This window comes from Methylobacterium sp. CM6246 (assembly GCF_054818005.1).
The window spans coordinates 1,697,177-1,720,966 of the sequence record NZ_JBTXKY010000001.1 but is presented as its reverse complement, the minus strand read 5'-3'; the positions used below and the strand labels follow the sequence as shown (position 1 = coordinate 1,720,966).

The window sequence follows — 23,790 nt, the reverse complement described above, 5'->3', positions numbered from 1 at the left end:
TCCTTAATTTGTCGGAAACGAGGCTCACGGTCAGTCGAGCCGAAACACCACACAGGGGAGGCACGCGTGACGAGCCCGCGGACGCAGGCGCCGGACCAAGCTGCCGCCCGGACCGGCATGGCCAACGGCGCCATGCCGGACGGCATCACGCCGCCGATGCCGGATATCGAGGCCCTGTCGCGCAATGCCGGCCAGTTCGTGGAGGCGCTGGGGCGCAGCGCCGCCCGCATGCTCGCGCCCGAGGCCCAGGCGAACGACACCTCCGGGGAGATCAACGAGGCGGTCAAGACGCTCGGCCAGATCGCCGAGGCGTGGCTCTCGGACCCGAGCCGCAGCGCCGAGGCCCAGACCAAGCTGTCCCAGGCCTTCCTGACGCTGTGGGGGACGACCTACCTGCGCCTCCAGGGCCAGCAGGCCGATCCGGTGGCGGTGCCCGAGCCCAAGGATGGCCGCTTCAGCGACGCCGAGTGGTCGACCAACCCGTATTTCGACTTCCTCAAGCAGGGCTACCTGATCGCCACCCGCTGGGCCGAGGGCCTCGTCGACGAGGCCGAGGGCGTCGACGAGCGCACCCGCCACAAGGCGCAGTTCTACCTGCGCCAGCTCACCAGCATGCTGTCGCCGTCGAACTTCCTGCCGACCAATCCGGAGCTGATCCGCCACACCCTGCACGAGAGCGGCGCCAACCTGGTGCGCGGCCTCAAGATGTACGAGGAGGATCTGGCCGCCGGCGGCGGGCAATTGCGGGTGCGCCAGACCGATCCGAGCGGGTTCGAGGTCGGCCGCAACGTCGCGGTGACCCCGGGCGAGGTGGTGTTCCGCAACGACCTGATCGAGCTGATCCAGTACGCGCCCGCCACCGAGACGGTGCTCAAGCGCCCGTTCCTGATGGTGCCGCCCTGGATCAACAAGTTCTACATCCTCGACCTCAACCCCCAGAAGAGCTTCCTGAAGTGGATGGTCGACCAGGGACTGACGGTGTTCTGCATCTCCTGGGTGAACCCGGACGCGCGCCACGCCGACAAGGACTTCGAGTCCTACATGCGTGAGGGCATCGAGGCGGCTATCGACGCGATCGGGGTCGCCACGGGCGAGAGCGAGGTCCATGCGGCCGGCTACTGCGTCGGCGGCACCCTGCTCTCGGTGACGCTCGCCATGCAGGCCGCCACGGGCAACCGCCGCATCAAGAGCGCGACCCTGCTGACCACGCAGGTAGACTTCACCCATGCGGGCGACCTCAAGGTGTTCGCCGACGAGGAGCAGATCCGCCAGGTCGAGGCCCGCATGGCCGAGCGGGGCTACCTGGAGGGCAGCCGCATGGCCAACGCCTTCAACATGCTGCGGCCGGACGACATGATCTGGTCCTACGTCGTCAACAACTACATCAAGGGCAAGCCGCCTTCGGCGTTCGACCTGCTGTACTGGAACTCCGACGCCACCCGGATGCCGGCGGCCAACCACTCGTTCTACCTGCGCAATTGCTATCTCGAGAACAGCCTGGCCCAGGGCAAGATGGTCCTCGGCAACGTCCGGTTGGACCTGAAGAAGGTGCAGGTGCCGATCTTCAATCTCGCCACCCGGGAGGACCACATCGCCCCGGCGATCTCGGTGTTCGAGGGCTCGAAGACCTTCGGCGGCAAGGTCGATTACGTGCTGGCGGGATCGGGCCACATCGCCGGAGTCGTCAACCCGCCCTACAAGCCGAAATACGGCTACTGGACCGGCGGGCCGGTGAAGGGCGAACTCAAGGACTGGGTCGCGGCGGCGGTGGAGACAAAGGGCTCGTGGTGGCCCTACTGGTTCCAGTGGATCGAGGCCCAGGCCCCCGAGCGGGTCCCGGCCCGCAAGCCCGGCGGCGACGCGCTGCCGTCGCTCGGCCCGGCTCCGGGAACGTATGTCCGGATGCGCGCCTGAGGGGACCGCGCCGGCCTCGGCTTACGGATCGATGGGCGGGCTTCGTCGGATGTGCCGCTGACCCACGCGTCGGGGCCGGCGGAAGAGACCGGAGACACCACGTCGCCCTCCCCCTTCAGCGGGGGAGGAAGATGCGGGCGGATCGAGAGCCGTCCTTCGAGAGGGAGAGCACCTCACCTCAGTACTTCCGGATCAGCGGCGCCGGGGCGGCCGGCGCCGGGGCGCCGAACATGTAGCGGAAGCCGACCGAGACGATGTCGGCGCTCGAATCGACCACGCCCGCGAAGGCGATGTTGCCGACATTGTAGTCGCGCCCGACCCCCGCGAGGATGCGCGACCGGTCGAGGAAGAAGTGCGAGTAGGCGAGGTTCAGGGTCAGGCGCTCGTTCCAGCGGTAGCTGGCGCCCACCGAGGCGATGTAGCGATCGCCGTCGGGCAGCCGCACCGAGCGGTTGCGGAAGTCGATCGGCGAGGATTCGTAGGCGAAGCCGGTCCGCACGGTCAGGTTCGGCGCGGCGTCGTACTCGGCACCGATCGAGTAGGTGTAGCCGTCCTTGTAGTTCAGCGGCAGGTTGCTGACCGGCAGGCCGAGACGGTTCGAGACGATGCCGACCGTGCCGAGCCGCGACCACTGATCCCACTCGAAGCCGAGATCGACCCGGGCGACCGGCGAGATCGCCTGGACCAGGCCGACGCTGAGCTTATCCGGGGTGTTGAGCTTCGCACGCACCTGCCCGGCCGTCGGAGCCAGCGCCACCAGCGGCACGCCGATCGAGCCGTCGATGTCGTGATGCACGGACGAGCGGTAGCCGATGCCGATCACGGTGCCGTCGCGCGGCGTCAGGGTGGCGCCCGCCGTGAAGCCGACGCCCCAGGATTCACCCTTGAGGAACGCGCTGGGATACACGGTCGGCGCGATGCCGGGGACCGGCAGGGCCTGCCGCAGGGTCAATCGGAAATACTCGATGTTCGGTCCGGCGGCGAGCGACAGCCACTCGTTGACCTTGAACCCGATCACCGGATTGAACGCCAGCGAGAAGATCCGGGACGAGCGCCCGTAGACTTCGCCGGCCCAGACCTGCCGGGGCTTGGTCACGAGGCCGAAGGGCGCACCCGTCGAGAGGCCGAGCCACAGGCGGTCGTTGATCTGGTAGGAGGTCGCCCCCGCGGGCACCACGGCGCCCTGTCCGATATCACCGGAATCGCCCAGGCGCGCGAAGCCCGGATTGGTCCCGGGCGCCGTCCGGATCTCGGAGGAGAGGCCGATATAGGTCAGGTTCTGCTCGGAGACGAAACCCGGGTTCATCGTGATGACCGCGGGATTCCAGAACATCGACGAGACGCCGCCGGAGCCGGCGGCCGCACCCGCGAAGGACAGCCCCTGGGCCTGGGTGCTCTGCTCGCGGATGCCGAAGGCTCCGGCCCGCGCCTCGCCGGTGCCGATCGCCGCCACCGAGGCCGCGAGCACCCATGCGCGCATTGTCCCGTTCATCTGCTCCCCCCGAACCGGATGGCTTGTTCGGGCGCCCTGATTCGACCGTGTCCCGGTCCGGCGCCGTTGCCGGTATGGTGCAGGTTTCCCCCGCTCGACCGCAACGGTGATCGCGAGCCTGGCCGATGCCGGAGGCGTCGACGATCGACAGATTCACGGTGGGGTTTTATCGCCCGGTTAGGCAATCAAACCTGCTTATCTTGCTCGACAGACTGTTTTTCGCCGGCCTGATATAGAGATGCATAATATATCAGCTTGCATCGGAATGTGCACTTTTTTGCCACGATGTTGCCAAGTTGCGACACCCCGAAATTGCGCGCCGCCGCCGCCGACGCGCTTGCACCGGCGGTGCTGCGCGGCCATGGTCCCGGCGCCCGGCGTAGACCGGTTCCAGGGAAGGATAAGGAGTCGCGGCGATGAAGCTCTTCCGGCACGGCCCGAGCGGCGATGAGAAGCCCGGCCTCGTGGATGCGCAGGGCGGCCTGCGCGATCTGTCCAGCATCGTCCGCGACATCGCCGGCCCGGCCTTGGCGCCGGAATCCCTGGAGCGGCTGCGGGCCCTCGATCCCGAGACCCTGCCGAAGCTGTCGGCGGACACGCGGCTCGGCCCCTGCGTCGGCGGCACCCGCAACGTCGTCGCCATCGGCCTCAACTTCGCCGACCACGCGGCCGAGACCGGCTCTCCGATCCCCTCGGAGCCGATCATCTTCAACAAGGCGCCGTCCAGCCTGTGCGGGCCGAACGACACGGTGATCATCCCCAAGGGTTCGGCCAAGACCGACTGGGAGGTGGAGCTCGCCGTGGTGATCGGCCGCCGGGCGAGCTACGTCCACGCCAACGAGGCGCTGAGCTACGTGGCGGGGGCCTGCATCTGCAACGACGTCTCCGAGCGCGAATGGCAGCTGGAGCGCGGCCCGACCTGGACCAAGGGCAAGAGCGCGCCGACCTTCGGGCCGCTCGGCCCCTGGCTGGTGACGCTGGACGAGATCCCCGACCTCAAGAACCTCGCCATGAGCCTCGACGTCAACGGCGAGCGCCGCCAGACGGGCTCGACCGCGACCATGATCTTCGACGTGCCCCAGCTCGTCGCCTACGCGTCGCACTTCATGCTGCTCGAGCCCGGCGACGTGATCACCACCGGGACCCCGCCCGGCGTCGGCCTCGGCATGAAGCCGCCGCGCTACCTGAAGGCCGGCGACGAGATGGTCCTGCGCATCGAGCGCCTGGGCGAGCAGCGCCAGAAGGTCATCGCCTTCGACGACTGGACCGCCAAGGTCTCGGCCGGCGAGCCGACGCACTGAAGCGCCGCCGCCGCCTCCGCACCGGATGGCGGCGGCCCGCAGGGCGCTTGATTTTGGCCACCGATCCCGCTCAAGAAGACATCATGAGCCAAGCTGCCGACCCGCACGCCTCCGATTTCCGCCACGACTGGAGCGTCGCGGAGATCCGCGCGATCCACGACCTGCCGTTGCTCGACCTCGTGTATCGGGCCGCCGCCGTGCATCGGGCGCACAACGACCCGAGCGACGTCCAACGCGCGAGCCTGCTCTCGATCAAGACCGGCGCCTGCCCGGAGGATTGCGGCTACTGCTCGCAATCGGCGCATCACAAGGGCACCGGCCTGCCGCGCCAGCGCCTGATGCCGGTGGATACGGTATTGGCCGAAGCCGCGACCGCCAAGGCCAACGGTGCGACCCGCTTCTGCATGGGCGCAGCCTGGCGCAGCCCGCGGGACGGCGCGGAGTTCGACTCGGTGCTGGACATGGTGCGGGGTGTGCGCGGCCTCGGGATGGAGGCCTGCGTCACCCTCGGCATGCTGACCGCCAGCCAGGCGGAGCGCCTGGCCGAGGCGGGGCTCACCGCCTACAACCACAACCTCGATACCGGGCCGGACTACTACGACAAGATCGTTTCGACCCGGACCTACGGGGACCGCCTGGATACGCTGGAGCGGGTCCGCGAGGCCGGCATCGGCGTCTGCTGCGGCGGCATCATCGGCCTCGGCGAGGGCGTCGGCGACCGGGTCGCGATGCTGCACGTGCTGGCCAACCACGCGCCGCATCCGGAGAGCGTGCCGATCAACGCGCTGGCCCCCGTCCCCGGCACCCCGCTCGGCGACAAGGCCGCGCCCGTCGATCCGTTCGACATGGTGCGGATGTGCGCCACCGCCCGCATCGTGATGCCGAAGGCCCGGGTGCGCCTCAGCGCCGGACGCAAGGCGCTGAGCCGCGAGGCGCAGGCCCTCTGCTTCCTCGCGGGGGCCAACTCGATCTTCTACGGTGAGCGCCTGCTGACCACCGCCAACAACGAGGCGGATTCCGACGCCGCGCTGCTGCAGGATCTCGGTATCCGCGTGGCGGAGCCGATCCTGGCCGCAGCCGAGTAGCGCGTCAGCCCTCGGGCAGCACGATCCGGAAGCGGGCGCCGCCCTCCTCCGGATCCAGGGTCAGGCTGCCACCGTTGATGCCGATCAGCTCGGCGGCGATCGGCAGGCCGAGCCCGGTGCCGCCCGAGCGGGTCGAGCCCTGGAACGGCGAGAACAGGTTTTCCCGGGCCCGCGCCGGCAGGCCGGGGCCGTTGTCTTCCACCAGGATGGTCACCCGGCCCGGCACGTCGCGGCAGGCTGTGACCCGCACCTCGGCCTCCGGCACCGCGGCCCCGTCCAGCGCCTGAACGGCGTTGCGGACCAGGTTGGCCAGCGCACGGGCGAGCTGCTCCGGGTCGGCCTGCACGCGGCATTCGCCGGCGTCCACGAGGACGCGCACGCTGCGCGCGGCGAGCGCGGCGAGGTCCGGCAATTCGGCGAAGAGCGGCGCCAGCGGCGTCGAACTGAGCGTCGGCGCACGCTCGGAGACGCGCCCATAGGCCAGGCTCGCCTCGCAGAACCGGATGGCCCGGGCGATGGCCCCGACCAGGCGCGGCGCCACCCGCTGGACCATCGGGTCGGCGGTGTCCTCCAGCCGGTCGCCGAGGAGCTGGGCCCCGGTGAGGAGGTTGCGCAGCTCGTGGCTGACCTTACTGACCGCCAACCCCAGCTCGGCCAGCCGCCGCTTCTGGCGGAGCTGGTCGGCCAGGATGCGCTGCATCCGGCCGAGGGCGCGTTCGGCCTGGCCGATCTCGTCGCGGCGGCGGGACGGCGCGATGATCCGGCCGGCATCCTCCGGATTCTCCGCGAAGGCCGTGATGTTGGTGGCGAGCCGCCGCACCGGGCGGACGATCAGCACCTGCAGCACCACGAAGACCAGCCCGGCCGCCGACGCCGCGATGATCAGCGACGAGACCAGCAGGCGCAGCGCGTAGTCGATCATCGCGGCGCGCAGCGGCGCCTCGTCGAGCAGGACCTCGACCCGGTCGAAGCCGATGCCCCCCTCCCCGATCACCCGGATCGGCTCGCGGACCGGCGCGACCAGGGTCCGCCACGCCCCCCGGATGGTCGACAGGGCCGTGACGTCGCGCAGGTCGACCGTGTCGGCCACCGTCTCGGGCACCGGCTCGATGGCGAGCAGACGCTGGGCGCCGCCGCCGCGGACCGCGATCGCCCGGGCGTTCACCCCCGCGAGCAGCCGGCTCTCCAGCGCCTCCGAGACCGGCTCGCCGGTCCGGCCGTCGAGGACCAGGGCGGCGACCTGCGCGGCCGCGACCCGGTCGGACATCCACTCGATCCGGTAATTGGCCACCGCCGGCACGTAGGTCAGCACTTCGGCCACCACCACGAAGGCGACGGTGACGAGGAACAGCCGCCCGGACAAGCCGAGGCGCGCCGGACGCCGCTCGGGCACCTCGCGTGAAGCGGCGGCCGCCGCCGGCATCGTGACCGGGTCGGATTCGACGGCCACGCCCATCACGCTCCGACCGGGCATCGCGGGCGGATGGGGGTGGGCTGGCATTTGCGAGAGCTCAAGCCGTTTACGGCCTTCGCGCGGGACATGGTGTAACGCCGTCGTTTCAAAGTCGGGAATACAGGGGGCATTCCCGCGGGCACTATACGAGCACGATAGGGTCGAGGTTGCATGTACCTTAGAGCACCTCGAAAGAAGTCCACCGTCTCAGCGCCTGTGTCGCGCGCGTGCGCGACGGCCCATACGGTAAGCTCCGGAACACGAAAACACCGCCGGCGATCGGGTGATCGCCACGCCAGCAACGCCGATGCCCCACAGCCCAGGACCCAAAAAAGCTCACCTGATCAACAACTTAGACCAGATGAAAATCCAAAATGCCAATCTCCGGCGACCGTCCTGGGGCGGAACGGGGCTGCCGTCACGCGGAACGCCCAGGCCACACGATTAGACCCTCGCGCCACACAGAGTGAAGAATAAATTTGCGCGCGGACAGAAATTTTTAACCGGATACTCAGTCACGCGAGAGCCGTTCCCATCCTCGATGTTACGCGCGCTCTTGGTCCGAACCGGCATCCATTTGATGGTTGGCGCCCCAAGACCCGAATGCCGCGCCGGACGCACCGGGCTCAGGCGCGCCGGAACCGGCGGCTCAACAGGACGCTGCCGAGCGCGAACACGGCGAGCATCGCCAGCCCGGCCACCATCTTGGGCGTGACCAGGGCCCTCAAGGTCAGAGCCTCGTCGCAACCGACGGTCGCCGCGGCGAGGCAGGCGGCCTTGGCGGCCTCGTGGGCTGCGACCACGTCCTCGATCCCGGCGCCGGTTGTGGCGTAGACCAGGGCGCCGGGCAGCAGGCCCAAAAAGGTCGCCAGCACGAAGACCCGCATCTTCACCCCGCAGGCGGCGGGCGCGAGGTTCGTCATCCAGAACGGGAACAGCGGCAGCAGGCGCATCACCGCGATGTACCCGAAGGCGTCCCGCCGGAACGCGTCCGTGAATGCCGCGAGCCGCGTCCCGCCCATCCGGCGCAGCAGATCGGCCCCGGGTCCCTTGCCGATGGCGAACACGATCGCCGCCCCGGTGGTGGCCGCGCAGACCGCCGTGAGCGCCCCCGGGACGATCCCGAATAGGAAGCCGCAGATCATGGTCAGGAACAGCGTGGCCGGCACCGAGACCACCACGGAGGCGACGTAGACCAGGTAGGCCGCCACGACGGCGCGCACGTACCCGGCCTCGACGAAGCCATGCAGCCACGCCCGCGAGGCGAGCAGCCGGTCGAGGCTCAGGAGTTGCGCGACGCCCGAGACCAGCACGACAGCCGAGATGCTCAGGAGCAGGGCAAGCGGCAGCCACCGTCGCAGCCGCTTCCAGCGTCCCTCCGGGACGGACGCGAGCCCGACGTCGCTCACCCGGGCTTGCGCATCCGCAGGATCTTGAAGAACCCGCCCGGGAAGGTCGGCTTCAGCCCCAGCACCTCGACGCCGTTGCGCCGGGCCCAGGCCTCGATCCGGGTCGCCTTGAAGTCCGACGACCAGCCGATCTTGGTGCAGAGCGGCGCCACGACCTCCTCGACCCGGGCGAGCGGGCCGTCGCTCTGGCCGAAGTGGTTGGCCAGCACGATGCCGCCACCGGGCCGGACCACCCGCAGGAACTCCGACATCGCGGCCTCGGGGTCTGGGACCAGGGTGATCAGGAACTGCGCCACGACCGCGTCGAAGCTCGCATCGGCGTAGCCGAGGTGGCAGACATCCATCACCTGCAGGCCCTTCACGTGGGCCAGGTTCCGGCGCTTCACCTTGGCGCGGGCGCGCTTGAGCATGTCCTCGGAGAGGTCGACCCCGCAGACGAAGCTCGCCTTCGGGTAGTAGCCGAGCGCCAGCCCGGTGCCGACGCCGGCCTCCAGGATGCGCGGCCCGTGCTCGGCCGCGGCCTCCACGGCCGCGCGGGCCGCGGGCTCGGTGAGCTTGTCGTAGACCACGTCGTAGACAGGGGCCCAGCGGGCATAGGCCTTGCGCATCAGGGCCGTGCTCGGCCCGGCCATCTGCGGCTCGCTCAGCATCGTTCGGATTATCCAGAGATTGAGATCAGGCGGCTTCTCGGGGCCGGGCCGACAACGCATCGACCCGGCGGATGGTGCCGCCGCCCAGAACACGGGCCCGGGGGCCGTCGTCGCCGTAGAGCGCGCAGGCCTGGCCCGGCGAGACGCCGTCCTCGGGCTCGGCCAGCACCACCTCGGCGGTTCCGTCCGGCGCGATGGTGAGCGTCGCCGGCCGCGGCGGCCGGGTCGAGCGGACGCGCACCGCCACCGGCAGGTCGTGAACCGAGCCGGCCGGGCCCTCACCCAGCCAGTTCAGGTCCGAGAGGCGGATGCGCGTCGTCGCCAGGGCGGTGCGCGGGCCGACCACGACCCGGGCGGTGTCCGGCTCCAGGCGCACGACGTAGAGCGGCTCGGAGCCGGACAGGCCGAGGCCCCGGCGCTGGCCGACCGTATAATGGACGATGCCCTCGTGCTGCCCGAGCACGAGGCCGCCGAGATCGACGATTTCGCCGGGCCGAGCCGCATCCGGGCGCAGCCGGGCGATCACGTCGCTGTAGCGGCCCTGCGGCACGAAGCAGATGTCCTGGCTGTCGGGCTTCTCCGCCAGCGACAGGCCGAGGTCTTTGGCCAGCGCCCGGGTCTCGGCCTTGGACATCTCGCCCAGGGGAAAGCGCAGGAAATCCAGCTGCTCGGCCGTGGTCGCGTAGAGGAAATAGCTCTGGTCCCGGGCCGGATCGAGGGCGCGGTGCAGCGCCCGGCCGCCCCCCGGCAGGGCCCGGCTCGCCACGTAATGCCCGGTGGCCAGGGCGTCGGCGTTCAGGTCCCGGGCCAGCCCGAGCAGATCGCGGAACTTCACGGTGCGATTGCACTCGACGCACGGGATCGGGGTCTCGCCCGCGAGGTAGCTCTCGGCGAACTTCTCGATCACCGCGTCGCGGAACCGGTCCTCGTAGTCGAGGACGTAATGCGGGATACCGAGATGCTCGGCGGCCGCGCGGGCGTCGTTGATGTCCTGGCCTGCGCAGCACGCGCCCTTGCGATGGGTCGCGGCGCCATGATCGTAGAGCTGGAGCGTGACCCCGACCACGTCGAAGCCCTGCCGCTTCAGCAGCCCCGCAACCACGGAGGAATCGACGCCGCCCGACATGGCGACGACGACGCGCGTCTCGTGGGCTGGCTTGGGAAGGTCGAGGGCGTTCATCGCAGGGGTCCGCCGCCGCCGGCTGGAAGGCGTCTCGGCTGCACGGCCTGTCTATAGCGGGACTCCGATCGGCTTTCCAGGGTGGGGTTTTCGGGACTGGGTCGCGATGATCTGCGCACGCTCGGTGCCGGGCGTGGATCGCTCGGCCGGCGGCCGTGCGGGCGGCCTTTTCGCGGAGCGGCGGTTCGAAGGACATCCGATCCGGGCATCGGGTAGGCCGTCCCTCCCCCGTCTTGGTCTCCGAGCTGCGGCTCGATCGATGCCGCCACGCGCCGTCATCCCGGGGCCGCGCAGCGGAGCCAGGGATCCAGAGCCGCCGACCTGTCAAGCTCTTGCACCAAAAGCATTTCTAGCTTTCGGGCTGGCATGCGGCGCCGCGGAACGACCACGCGGGTTCTCAGGTATGGAGTCTCGATCCTCAGGAAGTGAATCGGCCAACCCGTGTAGCCCGCTCGGGGAGCGGGGGCATGTCACGCCGCCGCGGTGACGATGGGGGTCGTCCACGCCCGCTATGACGGGCGGGAGTCGCGGATGTCTCTCTGCGCTGCCCATACCCAGCGCCCGCGTGACCTCCACCCGGCAAATGCTGCCGGGCGCGCGGCAGCTTCGGACCCGGGCAAAATCCCGCGCCCAGGACCAGAACATAAAAGTCTTTATTATTCCGATACTTAATCGAGCGCCCCGATGGCCTGGCCCTTGCTCGATCGTCGTCGAGGGGAGCCCAGCATGGCGAGCGGTGCAACGGATCGGTTGGATGTCACCGGGTGGATTCCGTCCGCCCGTTCTTCGGCCACGCCGCGATCGGGCTGGGATGCGGCCGGCGTCGCCGCCCGGGCCGGCGACTCGTCGCAGGATCGGTTCGCCGCGGCTCTGAGCGCGTCCCGGGCCCGGGACGCCGCTGCGGCGGCTCGCACCCGCGACGAGAGCCAGCGCAGCCAGGCCGATGCGGCCCGCACGGCCGCGGAACGCGTCCGGGATGCCGCCGAGACCGCGAAGGCCCGCGCCGCCGCCCGACCGGATGCCCGCCCCGCCAATCTTCCCAAGCCGCCCGAGCGACCTGCGCAGACTCAGAGGACGGCAGCTGCGGATACGCGGCCCGCGACGACCCGCACCGCGACACAGGCGCCGGCCAAACAGTCGGATCTCGCCTCCGCCGGGGCCGGCCGGGTCACGGATCCGAGGGCGCAGCAAGCCTCCGACGCAGTGACGCGAGAGGCGGCCCCCGGCGCGACGGATGCCACCACAGCCGGGACCGACTCGAAAGCCGGCGATCCGGCCGCGACCGAGACGGCGCAGATCGAACCGGCGCCGAGCGACGTGTCGGCCCAGACCGCGCCTCCATCGGCGAGCCCGGCCATGCCGGGAACGCTGACGGCTCTCCTGGCCGGTTTAATGAAGGGGGCCCCGCTCGTGGCCGGCGGCGCAGCGGCGGACGGCGGGGCCAAGGACGTCGGAGCCGTCGGCTCGGGCGGTACCGGGCTCGCCGGTTCGGGGACGGCGCCGACGCAGGCCGCGGGCGCGGCTGGAGCAAAGCCCGACCTCGCGGTCTCCGGGCCCAAGGCCGGCCCTCTTTCGTTGGGGAAGCTCTCGGCTCAGGGCGCCAGCCCGGTCGAAGCGGTCAAAGCCGGCACGGCCGATCCTGCGGGCAAGGAAGCGGCCTCGAGCGCGGCCGCCGGCCAGGACTTTTTGACCGCCCTGGCGGATGCCGGCCAAGCTACCGGTCAAGCTACCGGCATGCAGGCCCCGGCCCCCGCCCATGGCAATCCGGACGCATCCCTCCTTGCACCCCAGGCGGCCGGATCGTCGAACGCGACGACGCAGGCCGCCGCGCCGGCCCCGAGCCAGGTGCAAGCCCCGCTGGATCCGGCGGTACCGCTCGGGCAGGTGCCGATGACCATCGGGCTTCGCTCCCTCGCCGGGTCGAGCGAGTTCCAGATCCGGCTCGACCCGGCCGAGCTGGGGCGGATCGACGTCAAGCTCGAAATCGACAAGGCGCGGGGCACGGTCATGACCCACCTGGTGGTGGAGCGGCCGGAGACGCTGGCCATGCTCCAGCGCGATGCGGGCCAGCTGCAGCAGGCCCTGTCCCAGACCGGGCTCGATCCCTCGGGGGGCGGCCTCAGCCTGTCGCTGCGCAGCGACGGCAACGCCCAGGGCGGCGCCAACGGCGGCCAGGGCGACGCCCCAAGGGGCGGCCCGGCCGCCTGGGGACAGGAACGCGCCGACGCCCCCCAGGAGGTTGCGCCGACGCGCTGGCTGCGCGGCTACGGCGGCCTCGACATCCGAATCTGACGCGATGCGCGATCAAGCCGCCTCGCGATTCGACATCGAACCATCATGCGTCCCGGCGTTTCGCCTCGACGCGCCACGGGAGCGAGCCGCATGACATCCGGGATATCCAACGTTACCAACACGTCATCCACAGCGTCGAGCAGCGGCGCGAGCGGCAACGGCAGCGAGATCGCCAGCAACTTCACGCAGTTCCTGACGCTGCTCACCACGCAGCTCAAGAACCAGAACCCGCTCGATCCAATGGACACAAACCAGTTCACGCAGCAGCTGGTGCAGTTCGCCGGCGTCGAGCAGCAGCTCAAATCCAATGATCGCCTCGACAGCATCCTGACCGCTTCGAAATCGGCGAGCTCCGCGTCGGCGACGAGCTATATCGGCAAGAGCATCACGGCGGACGGCAGCAGCTCCCAGCTCTCCAACGGCGCCGCGTCCTGGACCCTGACGCCCGCCCGGGCGGCCTCGAAGGCGGTGGTCACGATCCTGGATTCGAAGAACAACGTCGTGGCCTCGCAGAGCACGTCGCTCACCGCGGGCAGCCAGACCTATGGCTGGAACGGCAAGACGTCGGCGGGCCTGACCGCCCCGGACGGGACCTACACGATCAAGGTCTCGGCCTCCGACGCCACCGGGGCGAATGTCGCCGTGGACACCCAGCTCAACGGCACCGTGGACTCGGTCGACCTCAGCGGAGCGGCGCCGGTCCTGATGATCGGCTCTCAGAAAGTGCCGCTGAGCAGCGTCCAAAGCATAGGGTTGTCCACAAGTGGCACCTAACGAATCATATCCGAGTGATCCGCTTCAACATCTCTTAAGCGAGCGCAAGTACCTTCAACGCTCGACAGGTCAGTCGAGTGTAGAGCGTATCATGACCGAACCCAGCCGCCCGAGAGTGAAATACGTGATCGGGCCCGACGGCAGTCCTCTGACCATCGCGGATCTTCCGCCGCCGAGCACCCGTCGATGGGTGATCCGGCGCAAGGCAGAGGTCGTCGCCGCCGTGCGCGGTGGCCTCCTTAGTCTCGAGGAGGCGTGCAAGCGCTACACCTTGACCACCGAGGAATTTCTGAGCTGGCAGTTCTCGATCGACCAGCACGGCCTCGCCGGGCTGCGGACGACCCGGATCCAGCATTACCGGCACTGAAAGCGGCCGGAACATGGACCGCGCCCCCGGGCCCGGTCCGTGAGAACGCCCCTCCGAAGCCGCCTCCGCACCCCGGATGCGGCTTCGTTTCGTTCCAGGACCCAACTTTGCGCCCCCGAGGGCCCCGGCATTAACGCCTCGCTAACCACGGGCTGGGCAATTTCTGCCGGGCGGGCCGTCGGGTTCCGCCAGCGTTAGAGTGCAGCGACCCATCCCGTGAAGCCGGTTCTCGATCTCGTCTCGAAGCTTGGACCGGCCCGGATCGCCGCCATGGCGGCCGTGACGCTGACCCTCATCGGCTTCTTCGCCTTCATCATCCTGCGGGTCTCGCGCCCCGATATGGGCGTGCTGTTCTCGGACCTGTCGATGCAGGATTCCGCCGCGGTGATTCGCGAGCTCGACAGCCGCGGCATCCGCTACGAGTCGAAGGGCGACACCGGCCAGACCATCATGGCGCCGCGGGGCGACCTCGCCCGCCTGCGCATGGACCTCGCCGGCAAGGGCCTGCCGGTCCAGGGCGGCGTCGGCTACGAGATCTTCGACAAGGGCGACGCGTTCTCGTCCACCAACTTCGTCCAGAACGTGAACCACCTGCGGGCGCTCGAAGGCGAGCTCGCCCGCTCGATCCGGGCGATCGGCCGGGTCCAGGCGGCCCGCGTTCACCTGGTCCTGCCCGAGCGGCGCCTGTTCGAGCGCGACCGGGAGAACCCGAGCGCGGCCATCGTCCTGAAGCTGATGGGCGAACTCGATGCCGGGCAGGTGCGGGCGATCCGCCACCTCGCAGCCTCCGCCGTGGAGGGCCTGAAGCCCGAGCGGGTCTCGATCGTCGACGAGCGCGGCCGGCTCCTGGCCGACGGCGCCAAGGACGCCGACGCCAACGCCGCCAGCGGCTTCGAGGACCGGCAGCTCGGTCTGGAGCGGCGCCTGCGCGGCCAGATCGAGGATGTCGTCGCCGGCATCGTCGGCCCCGGCCGGGCCCGGGTTCAGGTCAACGCCGAGCTGGACCTCAACCGGATCGAGAGCCGGTCCGAGACCTTCGACCCGGAGAGCCGGGTCGTGCGCTCGGCCCAGACGCGGACCGAATCGGCCGTCACCGGCAACGCCGACGGGCAGGTCACGGTGGGCAACGAGCTGCCCGGCGCCAACGGCGGCGACAAGCCACCCGCCCCGAAGGACGCGACCAACAAGAACGAAGAGACCACCAACTACGAGATCTCGAAGGTCACCAAGACCGAGATCGCCGAGGGCGGCCGGGTCAAGCGCCTGTCGGTCGCCGTGGTGGTCGACGGGATCTACGCCACCACCCCCGACGGCAAGCAGACCTACACGCCGCGCCCGCCGGCCGAGATCGAGCGGATCACCGCCCTGGTGCGCAGCGCGGTCGGCTTCGACAAGGTGCGCGGCGACCAGATCGAGGTGGTGAACCTGCGCTTCGCCGAGGCGCCGAGCCTGCCGCAATTCAGCGAGCCGACCCTGATCCAGTCGCTGCTGGCGCCGACCAAGGAGGACGTGCTGCGCATGGCCGAACTCTCCGTGCTGGCGCTCCTGACGCTGATCGTCCTGCTCACGGTGGTGCGGCCGCTGGTCCGGCAGGTGCTGGCGCCGGTCCCGGGCGCCGCCCCGGCGCTCGCGGGGCCCAGCGGCCTCGGCGACGCCGCGGCGGCGGCCGGCGCGGGCGCCGCGGTCACGCTGATCGAGCGGGACAACCCGACCGCCCGGCTGATGGAGTTCGCGAAGATCAACGGCCAGATCCAGGCCGACACGGTGCAGCGGGTCGTCGACATGGTCCGGGCCAGCCCGGCCGAGACCGTCGAGGTGCTGCGCACCTGGATCCAAGAAGAGTAGCGCGTCGAGGATCGGGGACGAACGATGGCGGCAGGTCTGGCGAATTCCCTGACGGCGGAGGGCGGCGACGCCTTCGCGACGATGCCCGGCCCGCAGCGCGCGGCCGCGCTGCTGCTGATGCTCGGCGAGGCCGAAGGCGCCCAGATCTGGCAGATGCTGGAGGAGGAGGAGGTCAAGAAGGTCAGCCACGCGATGGTCCAGCTCGGCACGCTGGAGGTCGCCACTGTCGAGAAGCTGATCATCGAGTTCGTGACGAAGCTCAGCAACAGCGGCGGCATCTCGTCGAACTTCGAGCGCACCGAGGCGCTGCTGCTGAAGATCTTCCCGTCCGATCAGGTCTCGCTGATCATGGCCGAGATCAAGGGCGCCTCGGGCAAGCGCGTCTGGGCCTCGATCGCCCAGGTCGACCCGGAGATCCTGGCTTCGTTCCTGCGCAACGAGTACCCGCAGACCGTGGCGGTGGTGCTGTCGCGGGTGCGGGCGGACTACGCCGCCAAGGTGCTCACCATCCTGCCGGAGGACTTCGCCATCGACGTCCTGAACCGGATGCTCCGCATGGAGACGGTGCAGAAGGAGGCCCTGCGCCACATCGAGGAGACCCTGCGGGTCGAGTTCGTCTCGACCATCGCGCAGACCCAGCGCCGCGACGCCCACGAGATGATGGCGGACGTGTTCAACGCCTTCGACCGCCAGACCGAGGGCCGGTTCCTGGCCGCCCTGGACCAGGCCAATCGCGGCTCGGCCAAGCGCATCCGCGAGCTGATGTTCACCTTCGAGGATCTGCTGAAGCTCGATCCGGGCAGCGTCCAGACCCTGATGCAGAGGATCGACGGCGCGACCCTGTGCCTGGCGCTCAAGGGCGCCAACGAGCCGACCCGGGCCTTCTTCATGAGGCAGATGTCGACCCGGGCCGCCAAGAACCTGACGGACGAGATGGCCTCGCTGGGCCCGGTCCGCCTCAAGGAGGTCGATGAGGCGCAAACGAAGATGACCGAGGTCGCCAAGGACCTCGCCGAGAAGGGCGAGATCATGATCGCCAAGAACAGCGCCGAGGAGGAGCTGGTCTATTGAACGCCTCCTCGCCCCAGATCGCGAAGCCGTTCCTGTTCGAGACCGACTTCCGCAGCCCGCGCCCGAGCGCGGCGGCCCAGCGCGCCGCCGATGCGGCCGCCCGCGCTGAGGTGGAGGCCCATGCCCGCGGCATCCAGGAGGGCTTGGTCCAGGCCGAGTCCCAGATCCAGGGCCGGCTCGCCGCCGCGCTGAACCACCTGGCCGAGGCCGCCACCGCCCTCCTGGCCCGGGCCGACGCGCACGAGGCCGAGCGCGAGGCGCAGGCGGTCGAGGTCGCGGTGCTGATCGCCCGGAAGGTCGCCGGCGAGGCGCTCGACGCCGCCCCGCTCGCCAGCATCGGCGAGGCCGCCCGGGCGGCGCTCCAGCACCTGCGCGGCGTGCCCCACCTGGTGGTGCGCGTGCATGACGGCCTGGTCGAGGAAGCGGAAACCCTGGTGAAGCGGCTCGCCCGCGAACGCGGCTACGAGGGCCGCCTCGTGGTGCTGGGCGATCCCGACATGCACGCGGGCGACGCCCGCATCGAATGGGCCGACGGCGGCATCGTGCGCGAGCGCGCCCGCATCGAGGCCGCCGTCGCCGACGCCCTCGGCCTGCCACCGACCCCGTAAGGAGCCCGGATGTCCGACGATTTCAGCCTGCCCCAGCTCGGCGAGAACGACCCCGACTACGCCGCGGGCTCGATCCGCGACACGCCCACGACCCCGAAGACGGCCGCCGACCTGGAGCAGCTGTTCGACGTGCCCGTGATGGTCTCGGCGGTGCTCGGCTCCTCCCGCATGCCGATCGGCGACCTGCTCCGGCTCGCCCCCGGCGCCGTGCTCGAACTCGACCGGAAGGTCGGCGAGGCGATCGACGTGTTCGTCAACAACCGACTCGTCGCCCGCGGCGAGGTCGTCCTCGTCGAGGACCGGCTCGGCGTGACGATGACCGAGATCGTCAAGGGCGAATAGTTTTTTGATCTGCGGCGGAGACCGTCGCCTTGCCGAGGCGGCCCGCGCTCCGCGCCACGATGTTTGAGAGGGACGAACCATGCGGCTCCTGATGATCGGGCGGCTCAACGGCGAGCTGATCACCGCCTCCAAGATCGCGATGCGGCGCGGCGCCTCCGTCACGCAGGCGGACGCGATCCCGCAGGGCCTCAACGTCCTGCGCGCCAAGGGCGCCGACCTGATCATGATCGACGTGTCGCTGGCGGTGCGCGACCTCGTCGACGCCCTAGAGGCCGAGCGGATCCGCACCCCGGTCGTGGCCTGCGGGGTCTCGGCTGACGCCCAGACCGCCGTCGCGGCGATCCGGGCAGGCGCCAAGGAATACATCCCGCTGCCGCCCGATCCCGAGCTGATCGCCGCGGTGCTGGAGGCGGTCGCCTCCGACCGCGCGGCCTTCGTGTGGCGCGATCCGGCGATGGAGCGGGTGGTCAAGCTCGCCGAGCAGGTCGCCCCCTCCGAGGCTTCCGTGCTGATCACCGGCGAGAGCGGCACCGGCAAGGAGGTGCTGGCCCGCCACGTCCACCTGAAGTCGCACCGGGCCGGCAAGCCGTTCGTCTCGGTCAATTGCGCGGCGATCCCCGAGGCGCTGCTCGAATCCGAGCTGTTCGGCCACGAGAAGGGGGCGTTCACCGGGGCGGTCGCCCGACGGATCGGCCGGTTCGAGGAGGCGAGCGGCGGCACCCTGCTGCTCGACGAGATCTCCGAGATGGATGTGCGCCTGCAGTCGAAGCTGCTGCGGGCCCTGCAGGAGCGGGTGATCGACCGGGTCGGCGGCACCGCCCCGGTGCGGGTCGACATCCGCGTGCTGGCGACCTCGAACCGCAACCTGATGGAGGAGGTCCGCAAGGGGACGTTCCGCGAGGACCTGTTCTACCGCCTCAACGTCGTCTCGCTGAAGCTGCCGGCCCTGCGCGACCGGCCGGCCGACATCCTGGAACTCGCAGCCCATTTCGCCCGGAAATACGCCGAGGTGAACGGCGTCCCGGCCCGCGCCCTCAGCGCCGAGGCGCGGGCGCTGGTGGTGAAGAACCCCTGGCGCGGGAACGTGCGCGAACTCGAGAACACCCTGCACCGGGCAGTGCTTCTGGCCTCCGGGCCCGAGATCGGCCCCGACGCGATCCTGTCGCCGGACGGCGAGGCGATCGCCACGGCGGGCCCGGCCGGCCGCGCCGTGCAGGCCGCGGAAGCCGCCACCCGCGGCCTGGTCGGCCGGACCGTGGCACAGGTCGAGTGCGACCTGATCCTTGACACCCTCGACCATTGCCTCGGCAACCGCACCCATGCGGCCAAGATCCTCGGCATCTCGATCCGGACCCTGCGCAACAAGCTCAACGAGTACGTCTCGGCCGGCCTCGACGTGGCCGAGCCCGGCGCCGCCCGGGCGAGCGCGGCTTACGGCTGAGCCTCCTCTCGAACGGACGGCCATATCACGCGCTTGGAAGCGGCCGGATTGCGCCCGGTCGCAGCTTGCACGCGCGGCGACCTCCAAGATAGGCACCGCTTGCCGCGAGCTGGATGGCGGCGGCGGCCGAGAAGATCGCGTTGTCCGATCCGAGCTGCCTCAGCAAGCCGAACAGGGCCGGGGCGAAGGCGTAGGCGGCCTGCGAGACCGCCACGATCAGCGCGACCACCCGCGGCGCATCGGCCCGTGCGAACTCGACCTGCGCGATGAGCGGCGGCAGCGAGGTCGCGTTGCCGATGCCGAACCCGACGAGGACGATCCCGCCGAGGAGCAGGGCGACGTCGGTGCTGCCGGACAGGATCAGCACACCGCAGCCCAGCGCCTGGATCAGCAGGTTGAGCGCGGCGACGGCGCGGCGATCCGCACCGGCGGGCATGCACCAGCCGACGAGCATCCGCCCAGCGATGGCCGCGGCGGTGGAGAGCCCGGCCGCCAGGCCCGCCCCCTGGGTGCCCAGGGCCGGTACGAGTACGGAGATGAACTGGGCGATCAGGCCGATCTGCGCGAACAGCGCCAAGGCCATGCCGAGACTCAACGTCAGGAAGGCCCGGTCGCGCGTCAGACGTCCTGTGAGGTGCAGGGCCGTGTCGTCGATAGCCGTGCGTTCGACCGTGCCCGCATCACCATCGGGACCTTGGCCCCTGGCAGCCGGGGTCTGAGGGAACACGATCAAGGCGAGCAGCCCGACGGTGCCGACCATGACGGCGCCGACGATCAAGGCTGCCGCCGGAAAGCCGACCCAGCCGATCAGCGCAACCCAGAGCGGAGAGAACACGACCCCGCCGATGCTGGCGCCGTTATAGGCCATGCTCAACGCAGCCGGACGTTTCGTGACGAACCACGGGGCGATCATCGCATTGATGGCGGCGGGACCGAGCGCCGGCCAGCCCGCGCCGCTCAGCAGCGCGGCGCCATAGAGCTGCCAGGGGCTTTCGGACCAGGACCATCCCAAGACACCGAGGGCCAGCAACACGGCGCCTGCAAAGGTGATGGCGGGCACGCCGAAACGTCGATGCAGCGCGGGCAGATTGGCGATGATGCCGACGCCCACCAGGAAATGCAGGGTGACGGCCCCGGAGATCAGGGTGATCGGCCAACCATGAGCCTGACGGACCACTTCCAGATAGACCGGCGGCCCATAGAATCCGACGCCCCAGCCGAGCACCGCGACGATGAAGGCGGCCGCTACGACGCGCCAGCCATAGAACTGCGATGCGGCGTTCATGCTCGAAACTCTGCACGGGCACATGGATTGGACGAGGGGAAGCGCCGCCCGATCCGGTGCCCCCGCGCTCGGCCTCGGCGTCCATCGGGATCGCCGGCTCGAGCCAAGCCTATGCCGGAGGAACCCGCCCGATTGCTTCGGTGGACACCGAACTGTCGCTGTCCGAAACGCGCTACGATCGGCGTGCGAGGTGGAGCGATGGTGACGACTGTCTCGGTTGCGCAGGTCGGCGCCCTGGTGGGCGATCCGGCGCGCGTGGCCATGCTGCAAGCCCTGATGGACGGTCGCGCATCGACGGCCTCCGAACTCGCGCAGGCCGCCGGGATCACGCCGCAGACTGCGAGCGGCCATCTCGCTCAGTTGGCGGCGGCGTCCCTCGTGACCATGTCGAAGCAGGGGCGGCATCGGTATCACCGCCTCGCCAGCCCCGAGGTTGCCCAGTTGCTGGAAAGCCTCATGCGGCTCGCCTCCGACGCCGCGTCAGTTCGGCCCCGGACGGGACCGCGGGATCCACGTCTGAGGCTCGCACGAACCTGCTACGATCATATGGCTGGCTGGCTCGGCGTCCGGCTCGCCGATGCGCTGGTGACGCGAAGCTGGGTCGAGATCGCCGACGACGGAGCGGTGGTCACGCCGGAGGGCCTGCATCGTCTGTCAGCCCTCGGACTCGATGTCGCGGCCGGCGGGCCAGCGAATCTCCTGTGCCGGCCGTGCCTGGACTGGAGCGAACGCCGTCCGCATCTCGCCGGTCGGCTCGGCGCAGCCCTCTGCGCGCACAGTCTGCAACGGGGCTGGGTGCGGCGGCAGGCGGGCTCGCGGGCGCTCGATGTCACGTCCGCCGGCTGGCGCGATTTCCACGCGCTGTTCGACATCACGCCGCCCGCGTCGCCCTGAACCGCGTCAGCGTCCGCCGCGGGACGTCTTGTGCGCCTCGGTCTGGGCCGCGAAGGCCGCGTCGAGTTTGCGCAGGGATTCGTAGCGGGCGACGTCGCCCTCCACGTCGCGGATCGTCTCCTCGACGAGGTGGCGCTGCAGCGCGACGCGCGGATCGTCCGGGGGCAGCGCCTCGCGCTCCTGCAGGCGGAGCACGGCCTGGCGCACCACCGTGTAGACCGCCTCGCGCTCCGCCCGGTTCATCGAGGGCTGGATCGCCTTCGCGACGAGATCGGAGAAATCCGACATGGACCGTTAGACTTCGCTCATCGATCAGGGGAGGCCCGGGAGGCCGGGCCGTCTCCCTCTACAGACCGCGCGCCGCGGGATCCAGACCCCGCGGCGTCGGCTCACATCCGCTGATCGCGGATGCCAGCGATCAGGAGCGAGGACGAGCTCCAGAGCACGAAGAAGCAGAAGAACGCCACGATCAGACTGTGGCCCCGCTCGGGGTAGAGGCTGTCGGTCGGCAGGACCGGCGGCACGAAGGTCGCCAGGAAGATGTGCTGCTTGCTGGCCGAGATGCGGGCCCGGTCGAGCAGCACGTTCGCCGATTCCTCGAGCTTCTCGGCGATGGTCCGCTCGACCAGAAGGCCCTCGTACTGCAGCAGCGCCTCGGTCAGGTTGGTGCCGCCGCCCGCGGCCGCGCCGGCATTGGTCAGCTCGTCCTGCAGCGTCTTCATCTGCTGCTCGATCGCCGCGATGTTGGAGGCCAGCGTCTGGATCGAGCGCGAGCGCTCATCGAGGTTCGAGCCGCGCAGGACCTGCAGATCGGTCTCGAGCTTGAGCTTCTCCTTGCGCAGGATCGTGAGCGTGGTCAGCGTCCCCTCGGCGGTCTTGATCGGATCGATCACGCCCCATTGGTTGCGGAAGCTCTGGAGCCCGAGATGCGCCTTGCGCAGGCGCTCCTGCGCCACCGTCGCATCCGCCTGGGCCTGCTTGACCATGTCGGCCTGGGCGCGCTTCGAGATGTCGTTGATCAGCGCCTCGGCCCGGGTCACCACCTCGTTGGCGATGGTCAGGGCGTCCTGGGGGGTGAAGGCCCGCACCGACAGGCGAATCACGCCCGAGATCGAGTCGATATGCGCCTCGACGTGCTTGCGCCAGTATTTGGTGAGGTCCTCGACCGGATCCTTCGGGTCGAACCGGGCCCAGAAATCCGCCTCTTGGCGGGAGAACATCTTCGAGATGCCGATGCTTTTTTCCAGAGCCTCGACCAGCGTCTGGCTCTCGATGTAGTCGCGGACGATGAAGCTGTCCTGGCTGTTGTGCTTCTGAATCAGGTTCGTGTACTGGCCGAGCGAGATGTTCTCCATCGGCTCGACGTTGCCGCGCACCGCGAACTGGGCCTCGGCGACGTACTGGTTGGAGGCGAAGCCGAACAGGTACAGGCCGACCACCAGGGTCGGCAGCAGCACGAACAGGCCGACCCGGCGGATCACCCGCGCGCCATAGCTCGACGTGTCCTCCCGGCGCCGGCTCAGGCCGGGCAGCCGGGTCCAGTCGAGGCGCTCGCGTGCCGCTTCCATCAGAGCCCGGGCGCCACGCTTCTCCGGCACCGGACGGATCGTCTCGGCACCGTGGCGCAGCTCGGTCATCGTCGATGGCGCGAACGTCACGAGTTCGCCTTCGCGCGTGTCGTCCTTGACGTCGTCGAAGCTCATCCGCTCACTGTTCCTGGGTCTGCGCCGGATCCGCCACCGCGAAACCGGCCGGAGGGCGGCCCGTGCGCGGCTCCGGAATCCCGTTCTTTTCGGCCCTTTTTAAGGCACCCGCCCCCCACCCCGCCCCGGCGGGCCGCACCGCGGCGACGGGCAAGGTAGCCGGGCCCGGTATCGCACCGTACAGTCTCCCGATGATGACAGACCCCAGCGTCTCTCCCGGCCACCCGGCCGCGGCGAAGGTCGAAAAGACCAAGCTTGCCAAAAATCAGATCGCCGAGACGCAGCTCGCCAAGACGCAGGTCGCCAAGACCCAGCTCGCCAAGACCAAGCTGACCGAGGTCGTGGTGGTGTGCGCCAAATGCGCCAAGCGCCAGGGCCTGCGTCCGCGCGCGGTGCGGGCGCTGCTGAAGGGCGCGGCCAAGCAGGCCGCCAAGGACGGGCTGCTCGCCGACCGGACCAAGCTCTGCATCGTCGAGTCCGGCTGCCTCGGACCCTGCCCGAAGCGGGCGGTGGCGGTGGCTACGGGGGCGAGCCTGGCGGCCGGACGCGTCGTGCTGCTCGATCCCGATTCCAAGCCCGAGGAGGCCCTCGCCGCGGTACTGCGCCCCGTGCTACCGCAGCCGCGCCCCCCGAATTCGGCCCCAATACGTCCCTAGCGGCGGTGCCACCTGCCAAATCGCCGCC

Annotated in this window: 21 protein-coding genes; 13 read left to right on the top strand and 8 right to left on the bottom strand. The window is 70.0% G+C overall.

The features are described from left to right. The first annotated feature begins 117 nt into the window (after positions 1-117). A complete protein-coding gene (locus tag ACYQPG_RS08555; protein ID WP_147938935.1) occupies positions 118-1,914 on the top strand; it encodes a PHA/PHB synthase family protein in 1,797 nt (598 codons plus the stop codon). Between the two features lie 178 nt (positions 1,915-2,092). Here ACYQPG_RS08555 and ACYQPG_RS08550 read toward each other — a convergent pair whose 3' ends face one another. Next, entirely contained in the window at positions 2,093-3,394 is a 1,302-nt protein-coding gene (locus tag ACYQPG_RS08550; protein WP_419829184.1) for an OmpP1/FadL family transporter, read from the bottom strand. Between the two features lie 428 nt (positions 3,395-3,822). Between ACYQPG_RS08550 and ACYQPG_RS08545 the strand changes: the two genes are divergently transcribed. Next, the gene (locus tag ACYQPG_RS08545) at positions 3,823-4,707 is read left to right on the top strand and encodes a fumarylacetoacetate hydrolase family protein (protein WP_147938927.1); all 885 of its coding nucleotides are present in this window, start codon (positions 3,823-3,825) and stop codon (positions 4,705-4,707) included. Between the two features lie 83 nt (positions 4,708-4,790). Continuing rightward, a complete protein-coding gene (gene bioB, locus ACYQPG_RS08540; protein ID WP_419829183.1) occupies positions 4,791-5,792 on the top strand; it encodes a biotin synthase BioB in 1,002 nt (333 codons plus the stop codon). Positions 5,793-5,796: 4 nt separating this feature from the next. Here bioB and ACYQPG_RS08535 read toward each other — a convergent pair whose 3' ends face one another. The 4 genes from ACYQPG_RS08535 to mnmA form a co-directional block, all read right to left on the bottom strand. Next, positions 5,797-7,266 (bottom strand): sensor histidine kinase, encoded by a 1,470-nt coding sequence (locus ACYQPG_RS08535; protein WP_419829182.1) that lies wholly within the window; start codon positions 7,264-7,266, stop codon positions 5,797-5,799. A gap of 605 nt (positions 7,267-7,871) precedes the next feature. After that, positions 7,872-8,654 (bottom strand): TVP38/TMEM64 family protein, encoded by a 783-nt coding sequence (locus ACYQPG_RS08530; RefSeq protein WP_461230737.1) that lies wholly within the window; start codon positions 8,652-8,654, stop codon positions 7,872-7,874. Then, positions 8,651-9,304, bottom strand: a complete 654-nt coding sequence (locus ACYQPG_RS08525) for a class I SAM-dependent methyltransferase (RefSeq protein WP_092036629.1) — start codon at positions 9,302-9,304, stop codon at positions 8,651-8,653. The genes ACYQPG_RS08530 and ACYQPG_RS08525 overlap by 4 nt, the downstream gene beginning before the upstream one ends. Positions 9,305-9,329: 25 nt before the next feature. Next, positions 9,330-10,484 (bottom strand): tRNA 2-thiouridine(34) synthase MnmA, encoded by a 1,155-nt coding sequence (gene mnmA, locus ACYQPG_RS08520; protein WP_147909833.1) that lies wholly within the window; start codon positions 10,482-10,484, stop codon positions 9,330-9,332. Between the two features lie 726 nt (positions 10,485-11,210). On the opposite strand from mnmA, the gene ACYQPG_RS08515 reads away from it, so the two are divergent. The 8 genes from ACYQPG_RS08515 (at position 11,211) to flbD (ending at position 19,224) form a co-directional block, all read left to right on the top strand. Further along, positions 11,211-12,776, top strand: coding sequence for a flagellar hook-length control protein FliK (locus ACYQPG_RS08515; protein ID WP_419829180.1), 1,566 nt, complete (start codon positions 11,211-11,213; stop codon positions 12,774-12,776). A gap of 90 nt (positions 12,777-12,866) precedes the next feature. Further along, positions 12,867-13,550 (top strand): flagellar hook assembly protein FlgD, encoded by a 684-nt coding sequence (locus ACYQPG_RS08510; protein WP_147909831.1) that lies wholly within the window; start codon positions 12,867-12,869, stop codon positions 13,548-13,550. A gap of 91 nt (positions 13,551-13,641) precedes the next feature. Further along, positions 13,642-13,917: a CtrA inhibitor SciP gene (sciP, locus tag ACYQPG_RS08505; RefSeq protein WP_007569077.1), complete on the top strand. Its 276-nt coding sequence runs from the start codon at positions 13,642-13,644 to the stop codon at positions 13,915-13,917. A 216-nt stretch (positions 13,918-14,133) separates the two neighbouring features. Further along, complete coding sequence (gene fliF, locus ACYQPG_RS08500) at positions 14,134-15,762, top strand: flagellar basal-body MS-ring/collar protein FliF (RefSeq protein WP_461230736.1); 1,629 nt, start codon at positions 14,134-14,136, stop codon at positions 15,760-15,762. 24 nt (positions 15,763-15,786) lie between these two features. Next, complete coding sequence (locus ACYQPG_RS08495; RefSeq protein ID WP_147907494.1) at positions 15,787-16,833, top strand: flagellar motor switch protein FliG; 1,047 nt, start codon at positions 15,787-15,789, stop codon at positions 16,831-16,833. Further along, positions 16,830-17,441 (top strand): FliH/SctL family protein, encoded by a 612-nt coding sequence (locus tag ACYQPG_RS08490; protein WP_147907495.1) that lies wholly within the window; start codon positions 16,830-16,832, stop codon positions 17,439-17,441. The genes ACYQPG_RS08495 and ACYQPG_RS08490 overlap by 4 nt, the downstream gene beginning before the upstream one ends. Positions 17,442-17,450: 9 nt before the next feature. Next, a complete protein-coding gene (gene fliN / locus ACYQPG_RS08485; RefSeq protein WP_147856538.1) occupies positions 17,451-17,783 on the top strand; it encodes a flagellar motor switch protein FliN in 333 nt (110 codons plus the stop codon). 79 nt (positions 17,784-17,862) lie between these two features. Next, positions 17,863-19,224 (top strand): sigma-54-dependent transcriptional regulator FlbD, encoded by a 1,362-nt coding sequence (gene flbD, locus ACYQPG_RS08480; protein ID WP_419829179.1) that lies wholly within the window; start codon positions 17,863-17,865, stop codon positions 19,222-19,224. 25 nt (positions 19,225-19,249) lie between these two features. Here flbD and ACYQPG_RS08475 read toward each other — a convergent pair whose 3' ends face one another. Further along, positions 19,250-20,509, bottom strand: coding sequence for an MFS transporter (locus ACYQPG_RS08475; protein WP_461230735.1), 1,260 nt, complete (start codon positions 20,507-20,509; stop codon positions 19,250-19,252). Positions 20,510-20,707: 198 nt separating this feature from the next. On the opposite strand from ACYQPG_RS08475, the gene ACYQPG_RS08470 reads away from it, so the two are divergent. After that, complete coding sequence (locus ACYQPG_RS08470; protein WP_419829177.1) at positions 20,708-21,403, top strand: ArsR/SmtB family transcription factor; 696 nt, start codon at positions 20,708-20,710, stop codon at positions 21,401-21,403. Positions 21,404-21,409: 6 nt separating this feature from the next. On the opposite strand, the gene ACYQPG_RS08465 is transcribed toward ACYQPG_RS08470, so the two are convergent. Together ACYQPG_RS08465 and ACYQPG_RS08460 are read right to left on the bottom strand one after the other, a co-directional pair. Continuing rightward, a complete protein-coding gene (locus ACYQPG_RS08465; protein ID WP_147907499.1) occupies positions 21,410-21,691 on the bottom strand; it encodes a hypothetical protein in 282 nt (93 codons plus the stop codon). Between the two features lie 101 nt (positions 21,692-21,792). Beyond that, a complete protein-coding gene (locus ACYQPG_RS08460) occupies positions 21,793-23,106 on the bottom strand; it encodes a capsule biosynthesis protein (protein ID WP_147907500.1) in 1,314 nt (437 codons plus the stop codon). Between the two features lie 191 nt (positions 23,107-23,297). On the opposite strand from ACYQPG_RS08460, the gene ACYQPG_RS08455 reads away from it, so the two are divergent. Continuing rightward, on the top strand, positions 23,298-23,762 hold the full coding sequence (locus ACYQPG_RS08455) for a hypothetical protein (RefSeq protein WP_461230734.1): 465 nt from the start codon (positions 23,298-23,300) through the stop codon (positions 23,760-23,762). The last annotated feature ends 28 nt before the right edge of the window (positions 23,763-23,790 follow it).

What these genes read in the sequence shown, in the direction of transcription:
- ACYQPG_RS08555 (WP_147938935.1), top strand. Translation starts at nt 118, where the DNA reads ATGGCCAACGGCGCCATGCCGGACGGCATCACGCCGCCGATGCCGGAT.
- ACYQPG_RS08550 (WP_419829184.1), bottom strand. Translation starts at nt 3,394, where the DNA reads ATGCGCGCATGGGTGCTCGCGGCCTCGGTGGCGGCGATCGGCACCGGC.
- ACYQPG_RS08545 (WP_147938927.1), top strand. Translation starts at nt 3,823, where the DNA reads ATGAAGCTCTTCCGGCACGGCCCGAGCGGCGATGAGAAGCCCGGCCTC.
- bioB (WP_419829183.1), top strand. Translation starts at nt 4,791, where the DNA reads ATGAGCCAAGCTGCCGACCCGCACGCCTCCGATTTCCGCCACGACTGG.
- ACYQPG_RS08535 (WP_419829182.1), bottom strand. Translation starts at nt 7,266, where the DNA reads ATGCCCGGTCGGAGCGTGATGGGCGTGGCCGTCGAATCCGACCCGGTC.
- ACYQPG_RS08525 (WP_092036629.1), bottom strand. Translation starts at nt 9,304, where the DNA reads ATGCTGAGCGAGCCGCAGATGGCCGGGCCGAGCACGGCCCTGATGCGC.
- mnmA (WP_147909833.1), bottom strand. Translation starts at nt 10,484, where the DNA reads ATGAACGCCCTCGACCTTCCCAAGCCAGCCCACGAGACGCGCGTCGTC.
- ACYQPG_RS08515 (WP_419829180.1), top strand. Translation starts at nt 11,211, where the DNA reads ATGGCGAGCGGTGCAACGGATCGGTTGGATGTCACCGGGTGGATTCCG.
- ACYQPG_RS08510 (WP_147909831.1), top strand. Translation starts at nt 12,867, where the DNA reads ATGACATCCGGGATATCCAACGTTACCAACACGTCATCCACAGCGTCG.
- sciP (WP_007569077.1), top strand. Translation starts at nt 13,642, where the DNA reads ATGACCGAACCCAGCCGCCCGAGAGTGAAATACGTGATCGGGCCCGAC.
- ACYQPG_RS08495 (WP_147907494.1), top strand. Translation starts at nt 15,787, where the DNA reads ATGGCGGCAGGTCTGGCGAATTCCCTGACGGCGGAGGGCGGCGACGCC.
- fliN (WP_147856538.1), top strand. Translation starts at nt 17,451, where the DNA reads ATGTCCGACGATTTCAGCCTGCCCCAGCTCGGCGAGAACGACCCCGAC.
- flbD (WP_419829179.1), top strand. Translation starts at nt 17,863, where the DNA reads ATGCGGCTCCTGATGATCGGGCGGCTCAACGGCGAGCTGATCACCGCC.
- ACYQPG_RS08475 (WP_461230735.1), bottom strand. Translation starts at nt 20,509, where the DNA reads ATGAACGCCGCATCGCAGTTCTATGGCTGGCGCGTCGTAGCGGCCGCC.
- ACYQPG_RS08470 (WP_419829177.1), top strand. Translation starts at nt 20,708, where the DNA reads ATGGTGACGACTGTCTCGGTTGCGCAGGTCGGCGCCCTGGTGGGCGAT.
- ACYQPG_RS08465 (WP_147907499.1), bottom strand. Translation starts at nt 21,691, where the DNA reads ATGTCGGATTTCTCCGATCTCGTCGCGAAGGCGATCCAGCCCTCGATG.
- ACYQPG_RS08460 (WP_147907500.1), bottom strand. Translation starts at nt 23,106, where the DNA reads ATGAGCTTCGACGACGTCAAGGACGACACGCGCGAAGGCGAACTCGTG.
- ACYQPG_RS08455 (WP_461230734.1), top strand. Translation starts at nt 23,298, where the DNA reads ATGATGACAGACCCCAGCGTCTCTCCCGGCCACCCGGCCGCGGCGAAG.